The sequence below is a fragment of the Streptomyces sp. NPDC029164 genome (assembly GCF_055563995.1).
This window is the reverse complement of record NZ_JBVHWW010000027.1, coordinates 7,273-33,322: the sequence shown is the minus strand read 5'-3', so window position 1 is coordinate 33,322 and position 26,050 is coordinate 7,273. Positions and strand designations below refer to the sequence as shown.

At 72.4% G+C, this 26,050-nt stretch carries 25 protein-coding genes; 18 read left to right on the top strand and 7 right to left on the bottom strand.

Going from position 1 to position 26,050, the window contains the following annotated elements; all coding sequences use genetic code 11:
* Nucleotides 1-29 precede the first annotated feature (29 nt).
* The 12 genes from hrcA to ACZ4VT_RS24920 all read left to right on the top strand — a co-directional run bounded on the left by hrcA (nt 30) and on the right by ACZ4VT_RS24920 (nt 10,495).
* The gene (gene hrcA, locus ACZ4VT_RS24975) at nt 30-1,046 is read left to right on the top strand and encodes a heat-inducible transcriptional repressor HrcA (RefSeq protein ID WP_467952839.1); all 1,017 of its coding nucleotides are present in this window, start codon (nt 30-32) and stop codon (nt 1,044-1,046) included.
* Nucleotides 1,047-2,180 carry a molecular chaperone DnaJ gene (gene dnaJ, locus ACZ4VT_RS24970; RefSeq protein ID WP_467952837.1) on the top strand — a complete coding sequence of 378 codons (1,134 nt, stop codon included), beginning with the start codon at nt 1,047-1,049 and terminating at the stop codon, nt 2,178-2,180.
* A 156-nt stretch (nt 2,181-2,336) separates the two neighbouring features.
* A complete protein-coding gene (locus tag ACZ4VT_RS24965) occupies nt 2,337-3,428 on the top strand; it encodes a nitronate monooxygenase (RefSeq protein WP_467952835.1) in 1,092 nt (363 codons plus the stop codon).
* Nucleotides 3,425-4,168 (top strand): 16S rRNA (uracil(1498)-N(3))-methyltransferase, encoded by a 744-nt coding sequence (locus ACZ4VT_RS24960; RefSeq protein WP_467952833.1) that lies wholly within the window; start codon nt 3,425-3,427, stop codon nt 4,166-4,168. The genes ACZ4VT_RS24965 and ACZ4VT_RS24960 overlap by 4 nt, the downstream gene beginning before the upstream one ends.
* Before the next feature lie 79 nt (nt 4,169-4,247).
* Nucleotides 4,248-4,607 carry a histidine triad nucleotide-binding protein gene (locus tag ACZ4VT_RS24955; protein WP_467952831.1) on the top strand — a complete coding sequence of 120 codons (360 nt, stop codon included), beginning with the start codon at nt 4,248-4,250 and terminating at the stop codon, nt 4,605-4,607.
* Between the two features lie 3 nt (nt 4,608-4,610).
* Nucleotides 4,611-5,516 carry a ribonuclease Z gene (locus ACZ4VT_RS24950; protein ID WP_467952830.1) on the top strand — a complete coding sequence of 302 codons (906 nt, stop codon included), beginning with the start codon at nt 4,611-4,613 and terminating at the stop codon, nt 5,514-5,516.
* Between the two features lie 78 nt (nt 5,517-5,594).
* Nucleotides 5,595-6,704 (top strand): carbohydrate kinase family protein, encoded by a 1,110-nt coding sequence (locus ACZ4VT_RS24945; protein WP_467952938.1) that lies wholly within the window; start codon nt 5,595-5,597, stop codon nt 6,702-6,704.
* Nucleotides 6,705-6,859: 155 nt separating this feature from the next.
* Entirely contained in the window at nt 6,860-7,903 is a 1,044-nt protein-coding gene (locus tag ACZ4VT_RS24940) for a PhoH family protein (RefSeq protein ID WP_467952828.1), read from the top strand.
* 13 nt (nt 7,904-7,916) lie between these two features.
* Nucleotides 7,917-8,414: an rRNA maturation RNase YbeY gene (gene ybeY, locus ACZ4VT_RS24935; RefSeq protein ID WP_467952826.1), complete on the top strand. Its 498-nt coding sequence runs from the start codon at nt 7,917-7,919 to the stop codon at nt 8,412-8,414.
* A complete protein-coding gene (locus ACZ4VT_RS24930) occupies nt 8,411-9,715 on the top strand; it encodes a hemolysin family protein (protein ID WP_467952824.1) in 1,305 nt (434 codons plus the stop codon). The genes ybeY and ACZ4VT_RS24930 overlap by 4 nt, the downstream gene beginning before the upstream one ends.
* Nucleotides 9,712-10,065 carry an MmcQ/YjbR family DNA-binding protein gene (locus ACZ4VT_RS24925; protein ID WP_030710957.1) on the top strand — a complete coding sequence of 118 codons (354 nt, stop codon included), beginning with the start codon at nt 9,712-9,714 and terminating at the stop codon, nt 10,063-10,065. The genes ACZ4VT_RS24930 and ACZ4VT_RS24925 overlap by 4 nt, the downstream gene beginning before the upstream one ends.
* Before the next feature lie 73 nt (nt 10,066-10,138).
* A complete protein-coding gene (locus ACZ4VT_RS24920; RefSeq protein ID WP_467952822.1) occupies nt 10,139-10,495 on the top strand; it encodes a cytidine deaminase in 357 nt (118 codons plus the stop codon).
* A gap of 296 nt (nt 10,496-10,791) precedes the next feature.
* On the opposite strand, the gene ACZ4VT_RS24915 is transcribed toward ACZ4VT_RS24920, so the two are convergent.
* Nucleotides 10,792-12,114: an MFS transporter gene (locus tag ACZ4VT_RS24915; protein ID WP_467952820.1), complete on the bottom strand. Its 1,323-nt coding sequence runs from the start codon at nt 12,112-12,114 to the stop codon at nt 10,792-10,794.
* Nucleotides 12,115-12,185: 71 nt separating this feature from the next.
* On the opposite strand from ACZ4VT_RS24915, the gene ACZ4VT_RS24910 reads away from it, so the two are divergent.
* From ACZ4VT_RS24910 to era, 3 genes are all read left to right on the top strand, one after another.
* Nucleotides 12,186-13,247, top strand: coding sequence for a GlxA family transcriptional regulator (locus ACZ4VT_RS24910; RefSeq protein WP_467952818.1), 1,062 nt, complete (start codon nt 12,186-12,188; stop codon nt 13,245-13,247).
* Nucleotides 13,248-13,364: 117 nt separating this feature from the next.
* Nucleotides 13,365-14,657 carry a WxL domain-containing protein gene (locus tag ACZ4VT_RS24905; protein WP_467952816.1) on the top strand — a complete coding sequence of 431 codons (1,293 nt, stop codon included), beginning with the start codon at nt 13,365-13,367 and terminating at the stop codon, nt 14,655-14,657.
* Between the two features lie 908 nt (nt 14,658-15,565).
* Nucleotides 15,566-16,516 carry a GTPase Era gene (gene era / locus ACZ4VT_RS24900; RefSeq protein ID WP_467952937.1) on the top strand — a complete coding sequence of 317 codons (951 nt, stop codon included), beginning with the start codon at nt 15,566-15,568 and terminating at the stop codon, nt 16,514-16,516.
* Nucleotides 16,517-16,610: 94 nt separating this feature from the next.
* Here the strand turns inward: era and ACZ4VT_RS24895 are convergent, their stop codons facing one another.
* The 4 genes from ACZ4VT_RS24895 to ACZ4VT_RS24880 form a co-directional block, all read right to left on the bottom strand.
* The gene (locus ACZ4VT_RS24895) at nt 16,611-17,288 is read right to left on the bottom strand and encodes an SAM-dependent methyltransferase (RefSeq protein ID WP_467952814.1); all 678 of its coding nucleotides are present in this window, start codon (nt 17,286-17,288) and stop codon (nt 16,611-16,613) included.
* A 179-nt stretch (nt 17,289-17,467) separates the two neighbouring features.
* Nucleotides 17,468-18,289, bottom strand: coding sequence for a GNAT family N-acetyltransferase (locus ACZ4VT_RS24890; protein ID WP_467952812.1), 822 nt, complete (start codon nt 18,287-18,289; stop codon nt 17,468-17,470).
* Between the two features lie 27 nt (nt 18,290-18,316).
* Complete coding sequence (locus ACZ4VT_RS24885; RefSeq protein WP_467952810.1) at nt 18,317-18,586, bottom strand: protealysin inhibitor emfourin; 270 nt, start codon at nt 18,584-18,586, stop codon at nt 18,317-18,319.
* A 9-nt stretch (nt 18,587-18,595) separates the two neighbouring features.
* Nucleotides 18,596-19,669, bottom strand: a complete 1,074-nt coding sequence (locus ACZ4VT_RS24880) for a M4 family metallopeptidase (RefSeq protein ID WP_467952808.1) — start codon at nt 19,667-19,669, stop codon at nt 18,596-18,598.
* Nucleotides 19,670-20,035: 366 nt separating this feature from the next.
* On the opposite strand from ACZ4VT_RS24880, the gene leuA reads away from it, so the two are divergent.
* Nucleotides 20,036-21,799 carry a 2-isopropylmalate synthase gene (gene leuA / locus ACZ4VT_RS24875; protein WP_467952806.1) on the top strand — a complete coding sequence of 588 codons (1,764 nt, stop codon included), beginning with the start codon at nt 20,036-20,038 and terminating at the stop codon, nt 21,797-21,799.
* 75 nt (nt 21,800-21,874) lie between these two features.
* Here leuA and ACZ4VT_RS24870 read toward each other — a convergent pair whose 3' ends face one another.
* On the bottom strand, nt 21,875-22,633 hold the full coding sequence (locus ACZ4VT_RS24870) for an SDR family NAD(P)-dependent oxidoreductase (protein ID WP_362812230.1): 759 nt from the start codon (nt 22,631-22,633) through the stop codon (nt 21,875-21,877).
* 216 nt (nt 22,634-22,849) lie between these two features.
* Here ACZ4VT_RS24870 and ACZ4VT_RS24865 point away from each other — a divergent pair, with 216 nt between their 5' ends.
* Nucleotides 22,850-23,545, top strand: a complete 696-nt coding sequence (locus ACZ4VT_RS24865; protein ID WP_362852562.1) for a TerB family tellurite resistance protein — start codon at nt 22,850-22,852, stop codon at nt 23,543-23,545.
* Here the strand turns inward: ACZ4VT_RS24865 and ACZ4VT_RS24860 are convergent.
* Nucleotides 23,542-23,898, bottom strand: a complete 357-nt coding sequence (locus ACZ4VT_RS24860; protein ID WP_467952803.1) for an alpha/beta fold hydrolase — start codon at nt 23,896-23,898, stop codon at nt 23,542-23,544. The genes ACZ4VT_RS24865 and ACZ4VT_RS24860 overlap by 4 nt on opposite strands.
* Before the next feature lie 466 nt (nt 23,899-24,364).
* Here ACZ4VT_RS24860 and ACZ4VT_RS24855 point away from each other — a divergent pair, with 466 nt between their 5' ends.
* Entirely contained in the window at nt 24,365-25,918 is a 1,554-nt protein-coding gene (locus ACZ4VT_RS24855; protein ID WP_467952801.1) for a nucleobase:cation symporter-2 family protein, read from the top strand.
* Nucleotides 25,919-26,050: the final 132 nt, after the last annotated feature.

The window sequence follows — 26,050 nt, the reverse complement described above, 5'->3', positions numbered from 1 at the left end:
GCAACGGACCACAGCTGGAGGTGTGCGCGATGCTCAGCGAACGCAGACTCGAAGTGCTGCGCGCCATCGTCCAGGACTACGTCGGGACGGAGGAGCCGGTCGGCTCCAAGGCGCTCACCGAGCGGCACCGGCTCGGCGTCTCGCCCGCGACCGTGCGCAACGACATGGCCGTGCTGGAGGACGAGGGCTACATCGCCCAGCCCCACACCAGCGCCGGCCGGATCCCCACCGACAAGGGCTACCGGCTCTTCGTCGACAAGCTGGCGGGGGTCAAACCGCTGTCGACGCCCGAGCGCCGGGCCATCCAGAACTTCCTCGACGGCGCGGTCGACCTCGACGACGTCGTCGGCCGCACGGTGCGGCTGCTCGCGCAGCTCACCCGGCAGGTCGCGGTCGTGCAGTACCCGAGCCTCACCCGGTCGACCGTCCGGCACGTGGAGCTGCTCTCGCTCGCTCCCGCGCGCCTGATGCTCGTACTGATCACGGACACCGGACGGGTCGAGCAGCGGCTCGTCGACTGCCCCGGCCCCTTCGGCGAGGCCTCGCTCGCCGACCTGCGGGCCCGGCTCAACAGCCGGGTCGTCGGACGGCGCTTCACCGACGTGCCCCCGCTCGTCCAGGACCTCCCCGAATCCTTCGAGGCCGAGGACCGCGGCACGGTCTCCACCGTGCTCACGACACTCCTCGAAACCCTGGTCGAGGAAGCCGAAGAGCGGCTGATGATCGGCGGCACCGCCAATCTCACCCGCTTCGGACATGATTTTCCCCTGACGATCAGGCCGGTGCTCGAGGCGCTGGAGGAGCAGGTCGTGCTCCTCAAGCTGCTCGGCGAGGCCAACGAGTCGGGAATGGCCGTACGGATCGGGCATGAGAATGCCTACGAGGGACTGAACTCCACGTCCGTCGTCTCCGTCGGTTACGGTTCGGGCGGCGAAGCAGTCGCCAAACTCGGCGTGGTCGGACCGACCCGCATGGACTACCCCGGAACGATGGGAGCGGTACGCGCAGTGGCACGTTACGTCGGACAGATCCTGGCGGAGTCGTAAGTGGCCACGGACTACTACGCCGTTCTCGGCGTGCGCCGCGACGCATCGCAGGACGAGATCAAGAAGGCCTTCCGGCGGCTCGCGCGCGAGCTGCACCCGGACGTGAACCCCGATCCCAAGACGCAAGAGCGTTTCAAGGAGATCAACGCCGCCTACGAGGTCCTCTCGGACCCGCAGAAGAAGCAGGTCTACGACCTCGGCGGTGACCCGCTGTCCTCCTCGGGCGGCGGCGCGGGCGGCTTCGGGGCCGGTGGCTTCGGCAACTTCTCCGACATCATGGACGCCTTCTTCGGCCAGAGTCAGCAGCGCGGCCCGCGCTCGCGGACCCGGCGCGGCCAGGACGCCATGATCCGCCTGGACCTGGAGCTGGACGAGGCGGCCTTCGGGACGACCAAGGACATCCAGGTCGACACGGCCGTCGTCTGCACCACCTGCTCCGGCGAGGGCGCCGCACCCGGCACCTCCGCGCAGACGTGTGACATGTGCCGCGGCCGCGGTGAGGTCTCGCAGGTCACCCGGTCCTTCCTGGGCCAGGTCATGACCTCGCGCCCCTGCCCGCAGTGCCAGGGCTTCGGCACCGTGGTCCCGACCCCGTGCCCCGAGTGCGCGGGCGACGGCCGGGTCCGCTCCCGCCGCAGCCTCACGGTCAAGATCCCGGCCGGTGTCGAGAACGGCACCCGCATCCAGCTCGCGGGCGAGGGCGAGGTCGGCCCCGGCGGCGGCCCCGCCGGCGACCTGTACGTGGAGATCCACGAGCTGGCGCACCCGACCTTCCAGCGGCGCGGGGACGACCTGCACTGCACGGTGACGATCCCGATGACGGCGGCCGCACTGGGCACGAAATGCCCGCTGGAGACGCTGGACGGGCTGGAGGAGATCGACATCCGGCCCGGCACCGGCTCCGGGCAGGCGATCCCGCTGCACGGGCGGGGCGTCACCCACCTGCGCGGCGGCGGGCGCGGCGACCTCATCGTCCACGTCGAGGTCACCACCCCGGGCAAGCTGGACGCCCAGCAGGAGGAGCTGCTGCGCCAGCTGGCGAAGCTGCGCGGCGAGGAGCGGCCGATGGGCCAGTTCGCGCCAGGTCAGCAGGGGCTGTTCAGCCGCCTGAAGGACGCGTTCAACGGTCGCTGAGCGGCCGGCGGACACCGCCGAGAGCCCGGCCAGGGGATTCCCTGCCGGGCTCTTCGCATGGGCTTGGCGGCGGCCCGTGACCGGGGCCGGAAGCGGACTATGCCAGGCGAATGCCATGATTCGGCCCCATGAGCGGGACATGGCACGATGCAGTCCATGTCCTCCGCACCGTACGGTCTCTCTCCTTACCCGATCGTGCAGGCTCCCATGGCGGGCGGCGCCTCCTGTCCGCCGCTCGCCGCCGCCGTGTGCGAGGCGGGCGGGCTGGGCTTCCTGGCGGGCGGCTACAAGACCGCCGACGGGATGTACCAGGAGATCAAGCAGGTGCGCGCCCTGACCCGGCGCCCCTTCGGCGTCAACCTGTTCATGCCGCAGACCGGATATGTGGACCCGGCCGCCGTGGAGGCGTACCGCGGGCAGCTGGCCGGTGAGGCGAGCTGGTACGCGATCTCGCTCGCCGAGGAGGACATCATCGGCACCAGCGACGACGGCTACGACGCCAAGCTCGCCATCCTCCTCGAAGACCCGGTCCCGGTCGTCTCGTTCACCTTCGGCTGTCCCTCCTCCGCGGCCCTCGCCGCCCTGCGCAAGGCCGGTACGCACACGGTCGTCACGGCGACCTCCGTCGAGGAGGCCCGTACGGCCCAGCAGGCGGGCGCCGACGCCGTGTGCGTCCAGGGCGTCGAGGCGGGCGGCCACCAGGGCAGCCACCGCGACGACCCGCAGGCCGACGGCACGGCGGCCGTGGGGCTGCTCGCGCTGGTGGCCCAGGTGCGGGAGGCCGTGGCCCTGCCGATCATCGCGGCGGGCGGCCTCATGCGGGGCTCGCAGATCGCGGCGCTGCTGGCGGCGGGCGCCGAGGCGGCGCAGCTCGGGACGGCCTTCCTGGCCTGCCCGGAATCGGGGGCGGACCCCGTGCACAAGAAGGCGCTGACCGACCCGCTGTTCGTCCGGACCGAGCTGACCCGGGCGTTCTCCGGGCGGCCGGCGCGAGGGCTGGTGAACCGCTTCATGCGCGAGCACGGTCCGTACGCCCCGGCGGCCTACCCCCAGGTCCACCACCTGACCGCGGGGCTGCGCAAGGCGGCCGCCGCGGCCGGGGACGCGCAGGGCATGGCCCTGTGGGCGGGCCAGGGGCACCGGCTGGCGCGGGCGCTGCCGGCGGCGGAGCTGGTGGAGGTACTGGCGGCCGAACTGGCAGAGGCGCAGAGCACGTTGAAGGCAATGCAGATGAGGAGTGCGTCATGACCGCCCCGGTGTTCGTGGTCGAAGAGGTCCCCGCGGGACCGGAGTTCGTCCTGGACGGCCCGGAGGGCCGGCACGCGGTGTCCGTGAAACGGCTGAACCCGGGCGAGGCACTGGTCCTGACCGACGGCCGGGGCGGCTGGGCGGAAGCGGTCGTGAAGGCGGCGGAGGGCAAGGACCGGCTGGTCGTGGCCGTGTCCTCGGCCGGAGTGGAACCGGAACCGGCCGTCCGCATCACCGTGGTCCAGGCCCTGCCCAAGGGCGACCGCGGCGAGCTGGCCGTAGAGACCATGACCGAGACCGGCGTGGACGCGATCGTGCCCTGGCAGGCCTCGCGCTGCATCACGCAGTGGCGCGGGGACCGGGGGGCCAAGTCCCTGGCCAAGTGGCGGGCCACCGCCCGCGAGGCGGGCAAGCAGTCCCGCCGGGTCCGCTTCCCGGAGGTGGCCGAGGCCATGTCCACCAAGCAGGTGGCGGCGCTGCTCGCCGGAGCCGACCTGGGGATGGTCCTGCACGAGGACCGCGACACCCCCTCCGACGCCCTGGCCACGGCCGCGCTGCCCTCCTCGGGTTCCGTCGTCCTGGTCGTCGGCCCGGAGGGCGGCGTCTCCCCGGAGGAGCTGGCGGCGTTCGCCGGGGCGGGGGCCCGCCCCTACCGCCTGGGCCGCTCCGTCCTGCGGACCTCCACGGCCGGCACCGCGGCCACGGCGGTCCTGCTGGCCCGCACCGGCCGCTGGGCCTGACGGGCCGAAATGCCCGCCCGCGGCGGGCGCCCGGCTGGATACGATGCCCGGACCGATCACCATCACGGGAGGCTCAGCAATGGCCGGGGAACCGCAGGCGGACTGCCTGTTCTGCAAGATCGTCGAGGGGCACATCCCCGCGACCGTGGTCCGCGAGACCGAGACCACGGTCGCCTTCCGGGACATCAACCCGCAGGCGCCCACGCACGTGCTCATCATCCCCAAGGTGCACTACCCGGACGCGGCCTCCCTCGCCGCCGCCGAGCCGGCCGTCGCCGCCGACATACTGCGCGAGGCGGGCCAGGTCGCCCTCGACGAGAAGATCGTCGACCACGGCTACCGCGTCGTCTTCAACACCGGCGCCGGCGCCGGGCAGACCGTCTTCCACGCGCACGCGCACGTCATCGGAGGCCGCGGCCTCCAGTGGCCCCCCGGATAGCACGTGTCCGTACGAGAGTTCGTCGTGCTGGGCACCGCCAGCCAGGTGCCCACCCGCCACCGCAACCACAACGGATACCTGCTGCGCTGGGACGGCGAGGGCATCCTCTTCGACCCGGGCGAGGGCACGCAGCGGCAGATGCTGCGGGCCGGGGTCGCCGCGCACGACATCAACCGGATCTGTGTCACCCACTTCCACGGTGACCACAGCCTCGGCCTGGCCGGGGTGATCCAGCGGATCAACCTCGACCAGGTCCCGCACCCCGTCACCGCCCACTACCCGGCCTCCGGACAGAAGTTCTTCGACCGGCTGCGGTACGCCACGGCCTACCGCGAGACCGTCCCGCTGCGCGAGGAACCGGTGGCCGCGGACGGACCGCTGGCGCAGGGGCCCCCGTACCTCCTGGAGGCCCGGCGGCTCTCGCACCCGGTGGAGTCGTTCGGCTACCGGATCACCGAGCCCGACGGGCGCCGCATGGTGCCCGAGCTGCTCGCACGGCACGGCATCAAGGGTCCGGACGTCGGCCGGATCCAGCGCGACGGGCGGCTCGGCGCGGTCACCCTGGACGAGGTCAGCGAGCACAGGCCCGGACAGCGGTTCGCCTTCGTCATGGACACCCGGCTCTGTCCCGGCGTGGACGCGCTCGCCGAGGGCTGCGACATGCTGGTGATCGAGTCGACCTTCCTCGACGAGGACGAGCGGCTGGCCAGCGACCACGGGCACCTCACGGCGGGCCAGGCGGCGCGGGTGGCGCGGGACGGCGGCGTACGGCACCTCGTGCTGACGCACTTCTCCCAGCGGTACACCGACCCGTCCGAGTTCGAACGGCAGGCACGGGCCGCGGGCTTCGACGGCGAGCTGACGGTGGCGCAGGACCTGGTGCGCGTGCCGCTCCCCAAGCGGGGCTGAACGGGCGGGTGATCTGCGCCACACTGGGGTTTGGCCCTGCCCCGGGCGGGCGGGGCCGGCAGCTTCCGCCGGAAACTCATCGGGGAGTACACCGTGACGAGTAGGGACTTCGACAGCCGCGCAGCCGCAGTGGACCCGCTCGGTCCGGTGCGCGATCCGCAGGAGCCGGGCTGCGACGTCTTCCTGACCGGGACGGTGTTCCTCGACATCATCTTCACCGGCCTCGACTCGGCACCGGTCCGCGGTACGGAGTCCTGGGCGCGCGGCATGGGCTCCAGCCCCGGCGGCGTCGCCAACATGGCCACCGCCCTGGCCCGGCTGGGCCTGCGCACCTCGCTGGCCGCGGCCTTCGGGGACGACCACTACGGAGAATACTGCTGGGACGCCCTGGAGCAGGGCGAGGGCATCGACCTGTCCATGTCGCGCACCATCCCCGGCTGGCACAGCCCGGTCACCGTCTCGATGGCCTACGAGGGCGAGCGCACGATGGTCTCGCACGGCCACGAGGCCCCGCCGCCCGCCGACGCCGGCCCCTTCCCGCACTGCCCGCCGCGGGCCCGCGCGGCCGTGGCCGCGCTCGGCGCCGGCCGGGGCGAGGAGTGGATCGGGGAGGCCGCCCGGCACGGCTCGCGGATCTTCGCGGACGTGGGATGGGACGAGAGCGGGCGGTGGGACCTGGAGGCCCTGGCCGACCTGGAGCACTGCGAGGCCTTCCTGCCGAACGCGGGCGAGGCCATGCGCTACACCCGCACCGACTGCCCGCGCGCCGCCGCCCGGGTGCTCGCGGAGAAGGTGCCGATCGCGGTGGTCACGATGGGCGCGGAGGGCTCGTACGCGGTGGACGGGCGCACCGGGGAGACGGCGCAGGTCCCCGGGATCACGGTGGACGAGCTGGACCCGACGGGGGCGGGGGACGTGTACGTGGCGGGCTTCGTCACCGGCACCCTGGCGGGCTGGCCCCTCGCGGACCGCCTCGCCTTCGCCGGGCTGACCGCGGCCCTGTCCGTCCAGGAGTTCGGCGGCTCCCTGTCGGCCCCCGGCTGGCCGGAGGTGGCCCACTGGTGGCGGACCGCCCCGCCCGCGCTGCGCGGCCGCTACGGCTTCCTGGACGACCTGATCCCGCCCGGCTCCGGCCCGGCGGCCCGGCGCAGAGCCGTGCCCACGATCGGCTTCCGGCACTCCGCGTGACCGGACGGCCGCGGGGCCGTGGCGCCCGGGGCCGCGCGGAGAGGGAGTAAAACCTCTCGGGGAAGCAGCGGCGGCGACGTACGCTTGGTATTCCGGAGGTCGTCGATCGGCGAGGCCCCTCAGCGGGAGGTATGTGCAGGCCACAGTGCCGGCCCATGACTCAGACACCCACAGCCCACATTCCAGTGCCGGGGCAGGCGCGAGCCCACTTCACCGTCCCGGCCAGGCACCCGATGGTGACGGTGCTCGGATCCGGTGACGCCCTGTTGCGCGTGATCGAGAAGGCCTTCCCGAAGGCCGACATCCATGTTCGGGGCAATCAGGTCAGCGCGATCGGCGAAGCGGCGGAAGTCGCTCTGATCCAGCGCCTGTTCGACGAGATGATGCTGGTGCTCCGCACCGGGCAGCCGATGACGGAGGACGCAGTGGAACGCTCGATCGCCATGCTCAAGGCGAGCGGCAACGGCAACGGGGACGGGCCCGAGGAAACGCCCGCCGAGGTGCTCACCCAGAACATCCTCTCCAGCCGCGGCCGCACCATCCGGCCCAAGACCCTCAACCAGAAGCGGTACGTCGACGCGATCGACAAGAACACGATCGTCTTCGGCATCGGCCCCGCCGGTACCGGCAAGACCTATCTCGCCATGGCCAAGGCGGTCCAGGCCCTGCAGTCCAAGCAGGTCAGCCGGATCATCCTGACCCGGCCCGCCGTCGAGGCGGGGGAGCGGCTCGGCTTCCTGCCGGGCACCCTCTTCGACAAGATCGACCCGTACCTGCGCCCGCTCTACGACGCGCTGCACGACATGCTCGACCCCGACTCGATCCCGCGGCTCATGGCCGCCGGGACCATCGAGGTCGCGCCCCTGGCGTACATGCGCGGACGCACGCTCAACGACGCCTTCGTCGTCCTCGACGAGGCGCAGAACACCACCGCCGAACAGATGAAGATGTTCCTGACCCGGCTCGGTTTCGACTCGAAGATCGTCGTCACCGGTGACATCACGCAGATCGACCTGCCGGGCGGCGCCAAGAGCGGTCTGCGCGAGGTCCAGCAGATCCTGGACGGGGTGCCGGACATCCACTTCGCGCGGCTCACGTCCGAGGATGTCGTCCGCCACAAGCTGGTCGGCCGTATCGTCGACGCGTACGAGAAGTACGACGACGGCCAGCCGGCCGCGAACGGCCACCAGCGGAAGTAGAACCCAGCGCACCATGTCGATCGACGTCAACAACGAGTCCGGAACCGAGGTCGACGAGCAGGCGATCCTCGACATCGCCCGCTATGCGCTCGCCCGGATGCGGATCCACCCGCTCTCCGAGCTCTCCGTCATCGTCATCGACGAGGACGCCATGGAGCAGCTCCACATCCAGTGGATGGACCTGCCCGGCCCGACCGACGTCATGTCCTTCCCGATGGACGAGCTCCGTCCGCCGGCGAAGGACGACGAGGAGCCCCCGCAGGGGCTCCTCGGCGATATCGTGCTCTGCCCCGAGGTCGCGAAGAAGCAGGGCGAGGAAGCCCCGACGCAGCACTCCATGGACGAGGAGCTCCAGCTCCTGACCGTCCACGGAGTGCTGCACCTGCTCGGCTACGACCACGAGGAACCGGACGAGAAGGCCGAGATGTTCGGCCTCCAGGCGGCCATCGTCGACGGCTGGCGCGGTGAGCGCGGCATGACCGGTCCGTCCCCGGCGCCCACCGTCTCGTGAACGCCGCGCAGCTGATCACCGGCGCGGTACTGCTGGTGGTGGTGGCCTGGTTCGCGGCCTGCGCCGAGTCCGGGATCGCCCGCATTTCGATCTTCCGCGCCGAGCAGGCCGTACGGGAGGGCCGGCGCGGCAGCGAGAAGCTCGCCCAGGTCGCCGGCGACCCCACCCGTTACCTCAACGTGGCGCTGCTGGTACGCGTCACCTGCGAGATGGCGGCCGGGGTGCTCGTCACCTACGTCTGCCTCGACGAGTTCGGCGAGAACTGGACCGCGCTGCTCGTGGCCATCGCCGTGATGGTGCTCGTCTCCTTCGTCGCCGTCGGCGTCTCCCCGCGCACGATCGGCCGCCAGCACCCGCTGAACACCTCGACGGCGGCCGCGTACGTCCTCGTCCCCCTCGCCCGGGTGATGGGGCCGATCCCGCAGCTGCTGATCCTCATCGGCAACGCGCTCACGCCCGGAAAGGGCTTCCGCAAGGGGCCCTTCGCCTCCGAGGCGGAGCTGCGCGCGATGGTGGACCTCGCGGAGCGGGAATCGCTGATCGAGGACGACGAGCGCCGGATGGTGCACCAGGTCTTCGAGCTCGGCGACACCCTGGTGCGCGAGGTGATGGTCCCCCGCACCGACCTGGTCTGCATCGAGCGGTACAAGACGGTCCGTCAGGCGACCACGCTGGCGCTGCGGTCCGGCTTCTCGCGCATCCCGGTGACCGGGGAGAACGAGGACGACATCGTCGGGATCGTCTACCTGAAGGACCTGGTCCGCAAGACCCACATCAGCCGCGGGGCGGAGTCCGACCTGGTCTCCACGGCGATGCGGGCGGCCGTCTTCGTGCCCGACACCAAGAACGCGGGCGACCTGCTGCGCGAGATGCAGCAGGTGCGCAACCACGTCGCCGTCGTCATCGACGAGTACGGCGGCACGGCCGGCATCGTCACCATCGAGGACATCCTCGAGGAGATCGTCGGCGAGATCACGGACGAGTACGACCGGGAGCTTCCGCCGGTCGAGGACCTGGGCGAGGACCGCTACCGGGTCACGGCGCGCCTCGACATCACCGACCTCGGTGAGCTCTTCAAGGTCGAGGCCTTCGACGACGAGGACGTGGAGACGGTCGGCGGCCTGCTGGCGAAGGCACTGGGCCGGGTGCCGATCGCGGGCGCCTCGGCGGTGGTGGAACTGCCCGACGGGCGTCCGCTGCGGATGACGGCCGAGTCCCCGGCGGGGCGGCGGAACAAGATCGTGACGGTGCTGGTGGAACCGGTGGCCGCGGCGGAGACCGCGGGGACGGAGGGCGAATGACCCCGGCGGAACTGCGGGAATTCTGTCTGGGCTTCAACGCGTCGGTGGAGGAGTTCCCCTTCACCCCGGAGACCTCGGTGTTCAAGGTGCTGGGCAAGGTGTTCGCCCTCTCCGCGCTGGACGCCGAGCCGCTGAAGGTCAACCTCAAGTGCGAGCCGGAGCTGGCGGTGCGGCTGCGCGAGGAGCACGAGGCCATCGTGCCGGGCTACCACATGAACAAGCGGCACTGGAACACGGTGACCGTCGGCGGGATCCCCGACGCGATGCTGCGCGAGCTCGTCGAGGACTCGTACGACCTGGTCGTCGCCGGGCTGCCGCGGGCGGAGCGGCTGAGGCTCGACCGGCCGTGAGCCCGGCTGTGCCCCGGGCGCCGCGGCGGGGTCGTTGCGCGGCCCGGCCGGGGCGCTCCCTATGCTTTCGACCATGACCGAGAGCACCGGGATCGACCCCGAGGACAGCAAGATCATCACGCTGGCGCGCAGCGCCCGGGCCCGCAACGGGGTGCCCGAGGGGGCGGCGGTGCGCGACGAGACGGGCCGCACGTACGTCGCCGGGACGGTGGAGCTCGACTCCCTGAAGCTGAGCGCGCTGCAGACCGCGGTCGCGATGGCCGTGGCGAGCGGCGCGCGCTCCCTGGAGGCCGCGGCCGTCGTCAGCGCGGCCGAGACCCCCGCCGAGGCCGACCGCGCGGCCGTACGCGACCTGGGCGGCCCGGACACCCCGGTGCTGCTGGCCGCGCCGGACGGCACCCTGAAGTCCACCACCCCGGCCGGCCCCTAGCCTCCCGGCGGGGTGGCCGCCGATCCCCGCGCGCCCCGCGCCATCCCGGCTTCGCCGGGCCAGTTCAGCCCCGCCGGGCAAATCCAGCCCCGTCGGCGTTTGAGGCGTGGGGTCTGGGCGGAGCCCCAGTAAACCCGGCTCCGCCGGGCACCGGGCTCCGCCCGGAACCCGGCTCCGCCGGGCACCGGGCTCCGCCCGGACCCTCCCCCAGACTTCGTCCGGGGGGACCCCCACTCAAACGCCGGCGAGGCTGAAATGGCTCCGGCCAGGACAGCGCCTCCCCGCGCGGGTCGCCGTCAGGCGTATCGAGCCCCACCGATGGGATCGGCTGCCCCGCCGGGAGACTGCCGGCGGCGGATGACCATCGCCATCAGCGCGGCCATCGCGCACAGCGCGCCCGAGGCGTACCAGACGACGTCGTACGAGCCGAAGGCGTCACGGGCCAGGCCGCCCAGGAAGGCCACCACCGCCGCGCCGACCTGGTGCGAGGCCAGCACCCAGCCGAAGACGATCGCGCTGTCCTCCCCGTAGTGCTCACGGCAGAGCGCGATGGTCGGCGGGACGGTCGCGACCCAGTCCAGCCCGTAGAAGACGATGAAGAAGATCATCGGCGGGTGCACGGACGGCGCCAGCAGCAGCGGCAGGAACAGCAGCGCGATCCCGCGCAGCGCGTAGTACACCGCCAGCAGGCGGCGCGCCTCGAAGCGGTCGGTGAACCAGCCGGAGGCGATGGTGCCGACGACGTCGAACACCCCGATCACCGCGAGCAGTCCCGCGGCCGCCGTCACCGGCATGCCGTGGTCGTGGGCCGCCGGTACGAAGTGGGTTTTGACCAGCCCGTTGGTCGAGGCCCCACAGATCGCGAAGGTCCCCGCCAGCAGCCAGAAGGGGCCGGTCCGGGCCGCCTTGAACAGCACCGTCACCGTCCGCCGCGCCGCGCCCGTCACCGGGGCGGGCTTGTCCGCGTAGGTGCCGCCGTACGGCGCGAGACCCACGTCCGCCGGGTGGTCGCGCAGCAGCAGCCACACGAACGGGACGACGACCAGGGCCGCCAGCGACACCGTCACCGCCGCCGGACGCCAGCCCTGGTGCTCCACCAGCCATGACAGCAGTGGCAGGAAGATCAGCTGGCCGGAGGCCCCGGCCGCGGTCAGGATGCCGGTGACCAGCCCGCGCCGGGCGGTGAACCAGCGGTTGGTCACCGTCGCCGCGAAGGCCAGCGCCATCGAGCCGCTGCCCAGCCCCACCAGCACTCCCCAGAACAGCACCAGCTGCCAGGACGCCGTCATCCACACGGTGGCCGCGGTGCCGCCGGATATGACCAGCAGGGCCAGCGCCACCACCTTGCGGATGCCGAAGCGGTCCATCAGCGCCGCGGCGAAGGGCGCGGTGAGCCCGTACAGCGCGAGGTTCACCGAGACGGCGAAGCCGATCGTGCCGCGCGACCAGTCGAACTCCTCGTGCAGCGGCTCGATGAGCAGCCCGGGCAGCGAGGCGAAGGCGGCGGCGCCGATGATCGTCACGAAGGCGACGGCCGCGACGAACCAGGCGCGGTGGACGCGTCCCGGGACGGCCGGAGGCGTGGTCGTGGGGGCGGGGGTGGGGGCTGTCTGCGTCACCCGGACAGCTTCCGGCCGGGAGGCTCCCGTACGACAGTGGCCTGACTGACACCCTTCGATATGATCGGGCCATGGCCCCGCACCGTGTCGTCGTCCTCGCGCTCACCGGCTTGCTGCCCTTCGAGCTCGGCATCCCGCACCGGATCTTCGGCCGCGCCAAGGGTCCCGCCGGCGAGCCGCTGTACGAGATCCTCACCTGCGCCCTGGCCCCCGGGCCGGTGCGCACGGACGCCGACTTCGCGGTCCGGGTCGAGCACGGCCCCGAGCTGCTGGCCACGGCCGACACCGTGGTGGTGCCCGCCTCGTACGAGCTGGGGCCGGTGTACGAGGAGGGCCGCCTGACCGAGGAGCTCGCCGCGGCGCTCGCACACATCCGGGCCGGGACGCGGCTCGTCTCCATCTGTACGGGCGGGTACGTACTGGCCGCCGCCGGATTCCTGGACGGCCGCCCGGCCACCACCCACTGGTTCCACGCCGAGCACTTCCAGCGCCTCTTCCCGGCCGTGCGGGTGGACGCCGGTGTGCTCTACACCGACGACGGGGACGTGCTGACCTCGGCCGGGGTCGCCGCCGGCATCGACCTGTGCCTGCACATCGTGCGCCGCGACCACGGCGCGGCCGTCGCCAACGACGTGGCCCGGCGGACCGTCGTACCGCCGCACCGGGACGGCGGGCAGGCCCAGTTCATCGAACGCCCGGTGCCGCAGCCGCAGCTGGCCAGCACCGCGGCGGCCCGCGCCTGGGTGCTGGACCGGCTGCACGAGCCGGTGCGGCTGGTCGACCTGGCCCGCCAGGAGGCCATGTCGGTACGGACGTTCACGCGCAGGTTCCGGGAGGAGGCCGGGATCAGCCCCGGCGAGTGGATCGTCGGCCAGCGGGTGGAACGGGCCCGGCGGCTGCTGGAGCGGACCGACCTGCCGATGGAACAGGTGGCGCGGGAGACGGGCTTCGGGACGGCCCAGTCCCTGCGCAAGCACGTGCAGGCGGCGCTGGGGGTGAGCCCGACGGCCTACCGGCGCACGTTCCGCGCGTCGGGCGGGGACGCGGGCGGAGAGGGGCGGGAGAGCGGGGCGGGGAGCGGGAACCTGCCATCTCCTGATGGGCCATCAGTTGACGCCGGATCCGTGCATTGACTTCTTCCGCCGCCCGCTCGTGAATGGCCCCCTGCGCAGGGGCTCGGCGCGAGGGAACCCAGGGGGCGGGCAGTGCGAACAGGGGCGCGGAAGCGGAGATGGCCGGCCGCCGTCGGCATGGCGGTGCTCGCCGCCACAGCCGGGGGCGCCCTGGGCGCACCGGCCGTAGCCGAGGGAGAGACGCCGCCCGGCCAGGTGGAGTTCCCGACGCACTGCCTGCCGCCCCAGGAGGCCGGACTCCCGCCCGCCGACGGACCGACCACCGCCCGGATCACCGTCGACAACCCGGCTCCACAGGTCGGTGACACCGTCACCGTGACCTACCAGGTGGTCCGGACCCCCGCCGCCAACCCGGCCGGCGGCGAACTCCCCGCCGACGTGCTGACCCCCACCGGCCGGATCCTGCTGGCCGGAGCCCAGAGCGGCGAGGTCACCGTCGTGGGGGCCAAGCGCAACGACCCCGTCCGGGCCGGCGAACCCCTCCCCGCCGTCACCATGAGCGGAACCTTCACCGTCACCGCGCCCGGCGAGGCCACCCTCGCCCCCGGCGACTACACCCTGCACACCAGCCACCCGCTGGACCTCGACACCACCTGCACCGCCGCGGCGCCGTCCGCCACCCCCGCCTCCGCCCGCCTGACCGCGACCGCGCTCCCCACGGCCAACCTGCGCAGCGTCTTCCTCGCCGCGGCCTCCGGAAAACCGGGCGCCAAGGTCAAGGTCACCGCCGCCGGATTCCCCCCGGGCACGGCCGTGACGGTGGCCGGACGGGCCGGCGCGGCCGAAACCGCGGACCGGGTGACCGCCACCGCCGACGAGCTGGGCACGGCCACGGTGGAGCTGCCCGTCACGGACAAGGCCACCACCGCGGTGATCGCCTACGAGGGCCCGGCCTGGTCGGCGAACCGGGGCTCCGGCCCGGCCGCGTACACCGTCATCGACACCGCCCCGATGACGGCGGGCACCCGCAAGGTCACGGCCACCGTCGAACCGGGCGCCCTCGGCATGACCCAGGCCGGCGAGGACATCACCCTCGGCGCGGTCCCGTACGGCGACGGAGGCGCCGCCCCCGGCCGGATCGGCACCGTGACCGTCACCGACGCCCGCGGCGGCCCGGCCGGCTGGTCCCTGACCGGCAAGGTCACCGACTTCACGGGACCGGGCGGGGTGCGGATCCCGGGCGCGTCCCTGTCCTGGACCCCGACCTGTGTGGCGGCCGCCGCCAGCCCGAGCGCGTGTACGGCGGGCAGTGCGGGCGCGGTCGGCCCGGAGGGCGCCCTCCTGGCCTCCACCGCCGACGCCCCGCTGGTCGGCGGCACCTTCACCATCGACGCCACGGTGACGCTGCGGGTCCCGCCGTACACCCCGCCGGGGGCGTACACGGCGGTCCTGACCCTGACCCTGTCGTGACGCCCCGCCTCCTGGGGCTCCGCGCGGCGGCGGCCCTGCTCGTCGCAGCCGGGCCCGCCCTCCTGCTCGCCGCGCCGGCCGCAGCCGCGGACAACGGCCAGTGGTCCGTGCTGCCGGCGGCGAACGGCGTCGGCCGGCGGCCGTACCTCTACCTCGCCGCCGCGCCCGGCCAGGCCGTCACCGACGCCGTCACCGTGACCAACCGCACCGACCGCCCCCGCACCTTCCGGCTCTACGCCGCCGACGCCTACAACACCGCCCGCGACGGCGGCTTCGCCCTGCGCGGCCCCGACGAGCCGCGCCGGGCCACCGGATCCTGGGCGAAGCTCGACCAGGAGCGGGTGACCGTACCGGCCCGCGGCGAGGTCCGCGTCGGCTTCACCCTCGCCGTCCCCGACCGGGCGGAGCCCGGGGACCACCCCGGCGCCATCGTGGCCCAGGAGGACCGGCCCGCCGCCGCCACGGACCGGGGGATCGGCGTCCGGCAGGCCGTCGCCGCCCGCGTGTACCTGCGGGTGACCGGCCCGACCGCCGCCGCCCTCGCCGTCGAGGGGGTCTCCGTACACCGCCGCGGCGCGGGCGCGGAGATCTCGTACACGCTCCACAACACCGGCAACGTCACCCTCCGCCCGCGCGCCGCCCTCACCGCCTCCGGTGCCCTCGGCCGCACGCTGCTGCGGCGCGAGCTCACCGGCCTGCCCGCCGAACTGCTGCCGGGTCAGGAAGTGCGCCTGCGCACCCGCTGGGAGGGTCCGCCCGACGCGGAATGGGCCGAGCTGACGGTGCGCGCCCGGGCCGAGGGAACCACAGCTCAGGGCCGTGCCGCCCATGCCGCGCACCCCCTGCTCACGCCTGTGCTCGCCCTCACCGCGGTGATCTGGTCGGCGCTGGGAGCGGCATCGGGGAGAATGGCCCGTATGAGCGATCGTTCCCCCGAGTCCACCAGCCCGCACCGTGCGGGCTTCGCCTGCTTCGTCGGCCGCCCCAACGCGGGGAAGTCGACCCTCACCAACGCACTCGTGGGCACCAAGGTCGCGATCACCTCCAACCGGCCGCAGACCACCCGCCACACCGTCCGCGGCATCGTGCACCGCCCCGACGCGCAGCTCGTCCTCGTCGACACGCCCGGCCTGCACAAGCCGCGCACCCTGCTCGGCGAGCGCCTCAACGACGTCGTGCGCACCACCTGGGCCGAGGTCGACGTCATCGGTTTCTGCCTGCCGGCCGACCAGAAGCTCGGCCCCGGCGACAAGTTCATCGCCAAGGAGCTCGCGGGGATCAAGAAGACCCCCAAGATCGCCATCATCACCAAGACCGACCTCGTCGAGTCGAAGGTGGTGGGCGAGCAGCTCATCGCCGTCCACCGGCTCGCCGAGGAGCTGGGCTTCGAGTGGACCGAGATCGTCCCCGTCTCGGCGGTCGGCGACACCCAGGTCCAGCTGCTGGCCGACCTGATCGCGCCGCTGCTGCCCGAGAGCCCGCCGCTGTACCCGGAGGGCGACCTCACCGACGAGCCCGAGATGGTGATGGTCGCGGAACTGATCCGCGAGGCCGCGCTGGAAGGCGTACGGGACGAGCTCCCGCACTCCATCGCCGTGGTCGTCGAGGAGATGATCCCGCGCGAGAACCGCCCGGCCGACCGCCCGCTGCTCGACATCCACGCCAACGTCTACATCGAGCGGCCGAGCCAGAAGGGCATCATCATCGGCCCGAAGGGCTCCCGCCTGAAGGAGGTCGGGATGAAGTCGCGCAAGCACATCGAGGCGCTGCTCGGGACCCCGGTCTTCCTCGACCTCCACGTGAAGGTCGCCAAGGACTGGCAGCGGGACCCCAAGCAGCTGCGCAAGCTCGGTTTCTGAGGCCCGGACCGAACGACACGACGGCGCACGGACGCGGCCCCCGCCCGGGGACCGCGTCCGTGCGCCGTCGTCGTTGTCGTTGTCGTTCGTCCGGCTACGCGGGCCGGCGCACCCGCACCACGTTGTCCGTACGGGTCCCCGGGGTACCGTCGGGCTGCGCCTGGACCCGCTCGGTCTCCTCGGCCCGCAGCACCTCCCAGCCCGCCGTGACCGGCTCCAGCTGCGCGAGGACCTCCTCGGGCGTGGGGAAGTGGGCCTCCTCCCGCTCCTCCTGCCACGGCGCCCAGCCCGCGTGGCCGACCACCAGCAGGGTGCCGCCGGGGGCCACGGCCGCGGCGGCCGTGCGCAGGATGACATCACGGGGGAAGTCCCCGTAGTTGTGCAGGAAACACGCCGAGACGAGGTCGAACTCGCCCTCCGGGAAGGACTCCGTCAGGTCGTGCCGCGCGAAGGAGATCCGGTCCGCGAGTCCGGCGTCGGCGGCGTGCTCGGCCGCCCGGCCGAGGGCGACCCCGGAGATGTCGGTCCCGGTGACGGTCCACCCGTGGCGGGCCAGCCAGACGGCGTCGCCGCCCTCCCCGCAGCCGAGGTCGAGGGCCCGCCCGGGGGCGAGGCCGGACACCTCGCGCACCAGCATGGCGTTGGCCTCGCCGCTCCAGATCCGGTCGCTCTCGCCGTAGCGGCCGTCCCAGAACTCCTCGCCCGCCGGGGGTCCGGTCACGGGGTAGTGGTGGGAGTGCGTGTGCGTGTCCGTGTGCGCGTGCTCGGTCATGGGTCCCTCTTCCAGTACGGGTGCCGGTACGCCGATGCTCCGCCCGACCCGCCCGCGCAGGCAAACCTTGTTGCCGTTACGGCAAACGGGCTCGGGCGGGGCGGGGCGGGGCGGGGACGGGCGGACGAGGGCGCCGGCCGGGCCGGGTCAGCCCGGCCGCGGCCGCCCGAGCGGGCGCATCACGTCCGCGGTTCGGCGATCAGGGCCGTGGCCACCCGGCGGAAGCCGGCGCGGCCGTAGATCCGGGCCACGTCCTCGTCGCCGGCCGAGAGGAAGACCGTACGGGCCCCGCGCGCCCGGGCCCGCGCGACCAGCGCGGCCGTGACGCCGAGGGCCAGGCCCTGGCGGCGGGCCGACGGCAGGGTGCCGACGCCCACCACCTCGGCGACGTCCCCGACCGGGTTGTACATGCCGGAGCAGAGCACGACGCCGTCCCGTACGGCCGCCGCCATGGCCGAGGTGCCCGCCGCCAGCTTGCCGGACGCCCGGGCCCGGCCCTCCTCGGCCGAGGGTTCCGCCGTCGCCGCCGCCAGTTCCGCGGGTCCGGCCTCGCCCACCGTCGTGCCCGGGGCCGCGAAGGCCAGCGCCGGGACCGTCACCGCGGCCCTCAGCAGGGGGTCGTCCGCGCCGAGCAGACGGACCTCCGGATGCGGGGGGAGGGCCTCGGCGGAGGGGTCCAGCACCATCAGCGGATGGGCGTGGACGTCCAGTCCCGCCTCCTCCACCGCGGCCCGCAGCGAGGGGCTGGTTTCGGCCACCCACTCGAAGGCCTGCGGGATCCCGAGCTCCTGTTGACGGGACAGCACGCGCCGGACGTCCGCCGCGGTCGCGTCGCCGGAGCCGCCGAGGGAGGGCCGCGCGTAGTACGGCCAGCCCGAGCCCTCCTGGACGAACAGGGTCAGCGGGCCGAAGTCCTCGGCCCGCGCCCCGCCCACCCGCGGCACCGTGTCGTAGTACCGCTCAAGCTCGGACAGCGTCGAATCGATCATGTGGTCGGTCATCCGGACATCCAAGCAAAGCGGTCCTGCTCAGGCACCTTCTTTCAGGACCCGTGAGATCAGCGTCCGCTGCGCCTCCGACAGGCCCGGCTCGGCGCAGGAGACCGTCCGGCCGTCGACCGTGATCCGGTACGAGAACCCGTCCCGCACCCGGTCCGCCGGATCGCCCGGGGGAGCGGGCCGGAGCGCCAGCTGGGCCAGGGCCTGCCACTCGTCCTCGTCCGGCCGGCCCGAGGTGTCCACCTCGGCCCGGCGCTCGATGCCCGCGAAGCCGCCCGTCCGAACCACCTGAATGCGCATGGGAGCGGTCTACCCCGCGAGCGGGACGCCCACCGCGGACCAGGCCTTCTGCAGGGCCTGGTGCTCGGCGCCGCCGTCGCCGTACCGGGTCACGGCCGCCGCCGTCGAGAGCCGGGCGAAGTCCTCGAAGCCGGCGTTCGAGGCGAGCTCCCCGCCGGTCAGGGTGTCGTACCAGATCTGCCCGGCCCGCTCCCAGGCCTTGCCGCCCAGCTCGGTCGCCACGATGTAGAAGGCGTGGTTGGGAATGCCGGAGTTGATGTGGACCCCGCCGTTGTCGCTGTGGGTGTTGACGTAGTCGTCCATCGTGGCCGGCTGCGGGTCCTTGCCGAGCTCGTCGTCGTCGTACGCGGTCCCCGGCGCCTTCATCGAGCGCAGCGCGACCCCGGTCACGCTGGGGCCCAGCAGGCCGGCCCCGATGAGCCAGTCGGCCTGGTCGGCCGTCTGCTCCAGCGAGTACTGCTTGATCAGCGAGCCGAAGACGTCGGACATCGACTCGTTCAGGGCGCCCGACTGCCCGCGGTACCTCAGGTTCGCCGTGTACTGGGTGACGCCGTGGGTCAGCTCGTGCCCGATGACGTCCACCGACACGGTGAAGTCGAGGAAGAGGTCCCCGTCACCGTCCCCGAAGACCATCTGCTGCCCGTCCCAGAAGGCGTTGTTGTAGTCCTCGTCGTAGTGGACGGTCGCGTCCAGCGGGAGCCCGGCATCGTCGATCGAGCGCCGCCCGAAGCCCTTCAGGAACAGCTCGTACGTCGCCCCGAGCCCCGCGTAGGCGCGGTTCACGGTGGCGTCCTTGCTCAGCGGGTCGCCCTCCCCCCGGACCTTCTTCCCGGGCAGCTGCGTGCGGTGCTGGGCGTCGTAGAGCGTCCGGTTCGGTTCGTCGGAAACCGGCGCGCCGAGCGTCGGCACGATCCCGCGGACGGCGGTGACCCGGCGCCGGGTACGCAGCAGGGAGTCGCGTTCGAGGGTGCGCTGGGCGAGATCGGCACGCCGCGAGTCCCCGGACAGGGCGGCCTTGTCGAGGAGGTGGGGCGGCACCACGGTGCAGAAGACGGGGTGGCGGTGAGCGTGGGAGGCATCCATGCCCGGCAATGTGGCAGTGGGTCATGACCGTGTCACTACCTGCGACCATGATTCATTCGCTTGTCTGAAAGCGGCGGCGCCGGATTGACGGATCGCCCTGACCCCGGCGCTTTGAAAGAGGCTTAGCTCACATTTGGTGCAAATCGGACGCTGGGGTCTTGCATACTGAAACAGGTCCTCGCGTCACCGCGCGGCTCGGCTAGGCTCGGCCCATCATGCGTTTCGGGCTGCTTCTCCTTAGCTGCCGCGGCGAGGGTCTGTAGTCGTAGGCCGGCCCCCTCCCCGCGGAGTTTGGTGTTGCGGTTTTTACGACCGCCGTCGGCCGTCCCAGCGAACTACACGCGGACACGCGAGGAGCCCAACGCCATGAGCCAGCAGCCTTTTGTCGGTCGCCCCACGCCCATCACCAACGCGACCCACTCCCAGCAGCCCTCCGGGATGCCGATCCACAAGTACGGCAAGTACGAGCAGGTGGACATCCCGGACCGCACCTGGCCGGACGCCCGCGTCACCAAGGCTCCGCGCTGGCTGTCGACCGACCTGCGCGACGGCAACCAGTCGCTGATCGACCCGATGACCCCCGCCCGCAAGCGCGAGATGTTCGACCTGCTGGTGCGCATGGGCTACAAGGAGATCGAGGTCGGCTTCCCGTCCTCCGGCGAGACCGACTTCAACTTCGTGCGCTCGATCATCGACGAGGGCGCGATCCCGGACGACGTGACGATCTCCGTACTGACCCAGGCCCGCGAGGACCTGATCGAGCGGACCGTGGAGTCCCTGGTCGGCGCCAAGCGCGCCACCGTCCACCTGTACAACGCCACCGCCCCCACCTTCCGCCGCGTGGTCTTCCGCGGCTCGAAGGAGCAGATCAAGCAGATCGCCGTCGAGGGCACCCGCCTGGTCATGGAGTACGCGGACAAGCTGCTGGGCCCGGAGACCACCTTCGGCTACCAGTACAGCCCGGAGATCTTCACCGACACCGAGCTGGACTTCGCCCTGGAGGTCTGCGAGGCCGTCTGTGACGTCTGGCAGCCGGCCGAGGGCCGCGAGATCATCCTGAACCTGCCCGCGACCGTGGAGCGCTCCACGCCCTCCACCCACGCGGACCGCTTCGAGTGGATGGCCCGCAACCTGACCCGCCGCGAGCACATCTGCATCTCCGTGCACCCGCACAACGACCGCGGCACCGCCGTCGCCGCCGCCGAGCTGGCCCTGATGGCCGGCGCCGACCGCATCGAGGGCTGCCTGTTCGGGCAGGGCGAGCGCACCGGCAACGTCGACCTGATCACCCTGGGCATGAACCTGTTCTCCCAGGGCATCGACCCGCAGATCGACTTCTCGCAGATCGACGAGATCCGCCGCACCAGCGAGTACTGCAACCAGATGGAGGTCCACCCGCGCCACCCCTACGCGGGCGACCTCGTCTACACCGCCTTCTCCGGCTCCCACCAGGACGCCATCAAGAAGGGCTTCGACGCCATGGAGGCCGACGCGGCCGCCCAGGGCAAGACCGTCGACGACATCGAGTGGGCCGTGCCGTACCTGCCCATCGACCCGAAGGACGTCGGCCGCTCCTACGAGGCCGTCATCCGGGTCAACTCGCAGTCCGGCAAGGGCGGCATCGCGTACGTCCTGAAGAACGACCACAAGCTGGACCTGCCGCGCCGCATGCAGATCGAGTTCTCCCGGATCATCCAGGCCAAGACCGACGCCGAGGGCGGCGAGGTCACGCCCAAGGCGATCTGGTCCGTATTCGAGGACGAGTACCTGCCCAACCCCGAGAACCCGTGGGGCCGCATCCAGCTGCGCTCCGGCTCGACGGCCACCGACAAGGACGGCACGGACACACTGACCGTCGAGGCGGTCGTGGACGGCGTGGACACCGTGCTGAACGGCACCGGCAACGGTCCGATCTCGGCCTTCTTCGACGCACTGGCCGGCATCGGCATCGACGCCCGCCTGCTGGACTACACCGAGCACACCATGAGCGAAGGGGCCTCCGCCGTGGCCGCCTCGTACATCGAGTGCGTGATCGACGGCCGCGTCCTGTGGGGCATCGGCATCGACGCCAACACCACCCGCGCCTCCCTGAAGGCGGTCATCTCCGCCGTCAACCGCGCGGGCCGCTGATCCCCCGGGCGGCCATCGCCCGTACGTGTGCCCCGTCCCTCCTCCCGGAGGGGCGGGGCACCGTCGTTCCCGGCCTCAGCGGGCCAGGTAGCCGCCGTCCACCGGCAGCACCACACCCGTCACGAACGAGGCCGCGTCGGAGGCCAGGAAGGCGATGACCCGGGCCACCTCCTCCGGCTCGCCGAGCCGGCCCATCGGGTGCGCCCCGGCGATCTCCTCCAGGTACTCCGGCCCGCCCGGCTCGTCCTTCAGCGCGATCACCCGCTCCGTACGGATGGTGCCCGGTGCCACCGCGTTGACCCGGATCCCGCGCGCGGCCCACTCCACCGCGAGGTGCTTGGTCAGCCCTGACGCGACGAACTTCGCCGGTCCGTACGCCGCCTGGCGCGCCTGCCCGGCCACCCCAGAGATCGAGGACACGCAGACCAGCGCCCCGCCGGGCCGCGGCTGCGCCGTCATCGCCTCGATGGCGTACTTGCAGGTCAGGAACATCCCCCGGCCGTCCACGGCCATGACGTGGTCCCAGTCCTCCGGGCTGGTCTCCCGTACGTCCGAAAGAGGGAGCACCCCGGCGTTCGCCACGGCCACGTCGAGGCGCCCGTACGCCCGGACGGCGGCGGCGACCATCGCATGGTTGGCCTCCGGATCGGCGACGTCACCGGCGACCGCGGTCACCTCGTACCCCTCGGCGGCCAGTTCCGTACGCAGGGACTCCACCCCGGGGCCGTTGATATCGGCCGCGGTGACCCGGGCTCCCGAGCGGGCCAGCAGCAGTGCGGTGGCCCGGCCGATCCCGCTCGCGGCGCCGGTCACCAGACAGGACTTCTCTTCCATGCGGCCGACCTTAGGGGGAGCGCGGCGGGGGCACGGGGAGGACAGGGGCGGACGCGGGGGGCGCAGATCGGCCAAGTGCGCGCCCCGGGACATGTTGTCTTGTCACACGACTGACGCATCCTCACCGATGTGGCTAACATCACGCCAACCCGGCGATGCTGCCGTGGTGGTCCCTCCCGCGCCCGCAGGGCGACGGGGGAGTTACGGAGGTGCGACGTGCTGCCAGTTCGGGGTGGGGACGGCCGGAAGCTGACGGTCTGGGGCATCCGTACCACCTGGAGCACCGTGGGCGACGGGGAGTTCTTCTGCCCCGCCTGCGGTGGAGACCGCAACTACCGCAGGCGCACCGGGCGACGCCGGTTCACCGTCGTCGGGGTGCCGGTGCTGCCGCGCGGGCAGGAGGGGCCCGTCGTCGAGTGCCAGGGCTGCCGTGCCCGCTTCGACACCGACGTCCTGGACCACCTCACCACCACCCGCTTCACGGCGCTGCTGCGCGACGCCGTGCACACCGTCGCGCTGGCCGTGCTGACCGCGGGCGGGACGGCCTCGCGCAGCGCGCTGGAGGCCGCGGTGGGCGCCGTCCGGGCCGCGGGCTTCCCGGACTGCACCGAGGAACAGCTGGAGTCCCTCGTGGAGGCGCTCTCCACCGACGAGGGCCGGCTCGGGCTGTACGACGTCCCGGAGTGCTGCGGGGCCGCGCTGTCGATAGAGCTCCACGAGGCCCTGGAGCCGCTGGCCCCGCACCTGGCGGGCCCGGGCCGCGAGTCGATCCTGCTGCAGGGCGCCCGCATCGCGCTCGCGGACGGGCCGTACATCCCGGCCGAGCGCGAGGTGCTCGCCACCGTCGGCGCGGCGCTGCGCATCGACGCGGACGAGGTGGCGCGCCTGCTGTCGGCGGTACGCGCCCCCTAGGCCCTGTCCGGGGGCGTCCGCGCGATGAAACGGCGCAGGGCCGTGCAGAGGCCCGCCGGGTTGTCGAGCGGGATCAGCGTGCGGGCGTCGGGGATCTCCTCGTACCGGCCGTGCGGCAGCAGCCCGGCGAGCCGGCGGCCGGTCTCGGGCGCCACCATGCGGTCCTCCGCGCCCCAGGCGACGAAGGCCGGACGGTCGAAGGAGCGCAGCCGCTCGGCGGCCCGCAGGCAAATGTCCTTGCGGGATTGACCCCTTCTCCTCTCGCGACGGGCGCATGTCCCGGAAAACGTACAAGCCATACCGGAATGCGTACGAACTACGGCGAATTCAGGTAACGATCCGGCCTCGCGCACGTGAACCGCGTTCCGCCGACGCTCGCGCAATGGGTGGAGCCGCACCCTCCGCGCTCGGTCGATCACCCAATCCCGTGGCCGGAATCATGCCCTCAGATTTGCGCCACGGAATGAGGTGAACCCTGCGCGGGCTGGTCACCGCAGGTGGTATTCGCAGTCGCGCAGGAGGAACGGACATCTCGCCGGAATCCGGCCTTACTCCGCCGATGGTCTGCGCGCCATGGGAGAACCCTCCAAAGTGAAGATCGCCACGCCTCAACACTTTGTGGAAGTCGACGATATCTGTGAGCGGCCCCACAGGCGTTCAATTCCGGTCACACGGGGAGACGCGGCCGGTAACACAGGCGGGCTTCGATTCACGTGAACGCACTGACAACCCTGGCGGAAAACGGGATAGCGACCCACTCCGGCCAGGGATAACCAGAGATTCCTCTCAGTTACCTACCTTTTGAAGGGCAAGGCAGAGATGGCACGTGTCGCCGCCCGGCTTTCCGAAAGCGGAGAGCAGAGCACGCACCCGGTCGACGAGGTGCTCCCCCTCCCCAAGCTCGCGCTGTACGGCTTCCAGCACGTACTCGCCTTCTACGCCGGTGCGGTGATCGTCCCGATCATCGTCGGCAACGCGCTGAAGCTGAGCCCTGAACAGCTGGTCTACCTGATCAACGCGGACCTCTTCACCTGCGGCATCGCGTCGATCATCCAGGCCTGGGGCATCGGCCGGATCGGTGCCCGACTGCCGCTGATCCAGGGCGTGACCTTCACCGCCGTGTCCCCGATGATCGCCATCGGCCTCGGCGCGGGCGGTGGAACCGCCGCCCTGCTGGTCATCTACGGCGCGGTCATCACCGCCGGCATCGCGACCTTCGCCTTCGCCTGGCTGCCGGCCAAGGCGTTCCGGGCGGTCATGCGGCTGTTCCCGCCGGTCGTCACCGGCACGGTGATCACGGTGCTCGGCATCGTCCTGATCCCGGTCGGTCTCAACGACGCGGCCGGCGGCCTCGGCAGCCCCGACTTCGGCGACCCGAAGAACTTCGCCTACGCCGGCGGCACGATGCTCTTCATCCTCGTCCTGATGAAGCTCGGCAAGCCGTTCCTCTCCAGCATCTCGATCCTCCTGGGCCTGGTCGTCGGCACCACCGTCGCCTTCCTCCTCGGGGACGCGAAGTTCGGCGACGTGAGCAACTCCGACTGGGTCGGCGTCAGCACCCCGTTCCACTTCGGCGTCCCGAAGTTCGAGTGGTTCCCGATCGTCCTGATGCTCATCGTCATGCTGATCACCATGGTCGAGACGACCGGTGACACCTATGCCGTCGGCGACATCGTGGGCAAGGAGGTCGACAGCGAGACCGTGGCCCGCGCCCTGCGTGCCGACGGCGCCGCGACCGCCCTCGGCGGTGTCCTCAACTCCTTCCCGTACGTCGCCTTCGCCGAGAACGTCGGCCTGGTGCGGATGACGAAGGTGAAGAGCCGGTTCGTGGTCGTCGCCGCAGGTGTGTTCATGATCATCCTGGGTCTGCTGCCCAAGGCCGCCGCGATCGTCGCCGCCGTCCCGCACGGAGTCCTCGGCGGCGCCGCGACCGTCATGTTCGCCATGGTCGCCCTGGCCGGCATCCAGACCCTGGCCAAGGTGGACCTCAAGGAGGAGAAGAACGCGCTGATCGTCGGCGTCTCCCTCGCCTTCGCCCTGCTCCCCGCGACCGTCCCGGTCTTCTTCACCAAGCACATGGACGCGGACCTGTCCTCGCTCCTCAACAGCGGTGTCACCCTCGGTGCCACGGCCGCCATCGTCCTCAACCTGGTCTTCAACGGCCCGGCCAAGGACGGCGCCCACGACACCCCGGTGGCGGGAGCCCAGGCCCTCGCCGATGCCGAGGTCGGCACGGCGCCCGGCTCGGACGCCCCCGCCCCCGCCCCTGACGCCGCCCCCGACGCCGCCAAGGCCGAGCTGCCCGCCCAGCCGGTGGCCGCCCCGGCCGGCGCCGAGAAGGCGGACGACGCGGAGACGTCCTCCGCCGGCTGATCCTCCCAAGGGGTGGTGGGGGGGGGGGGGGGGGGGGGGGGGGGGGGGGGGGGGGGGGGGGGGGGGGGGGGGGGGGGAGGGGGGGGGGAGGAGGGGGGAGGGGGGGGGGGGGAGGGAGGGGGGGGGAGGGGT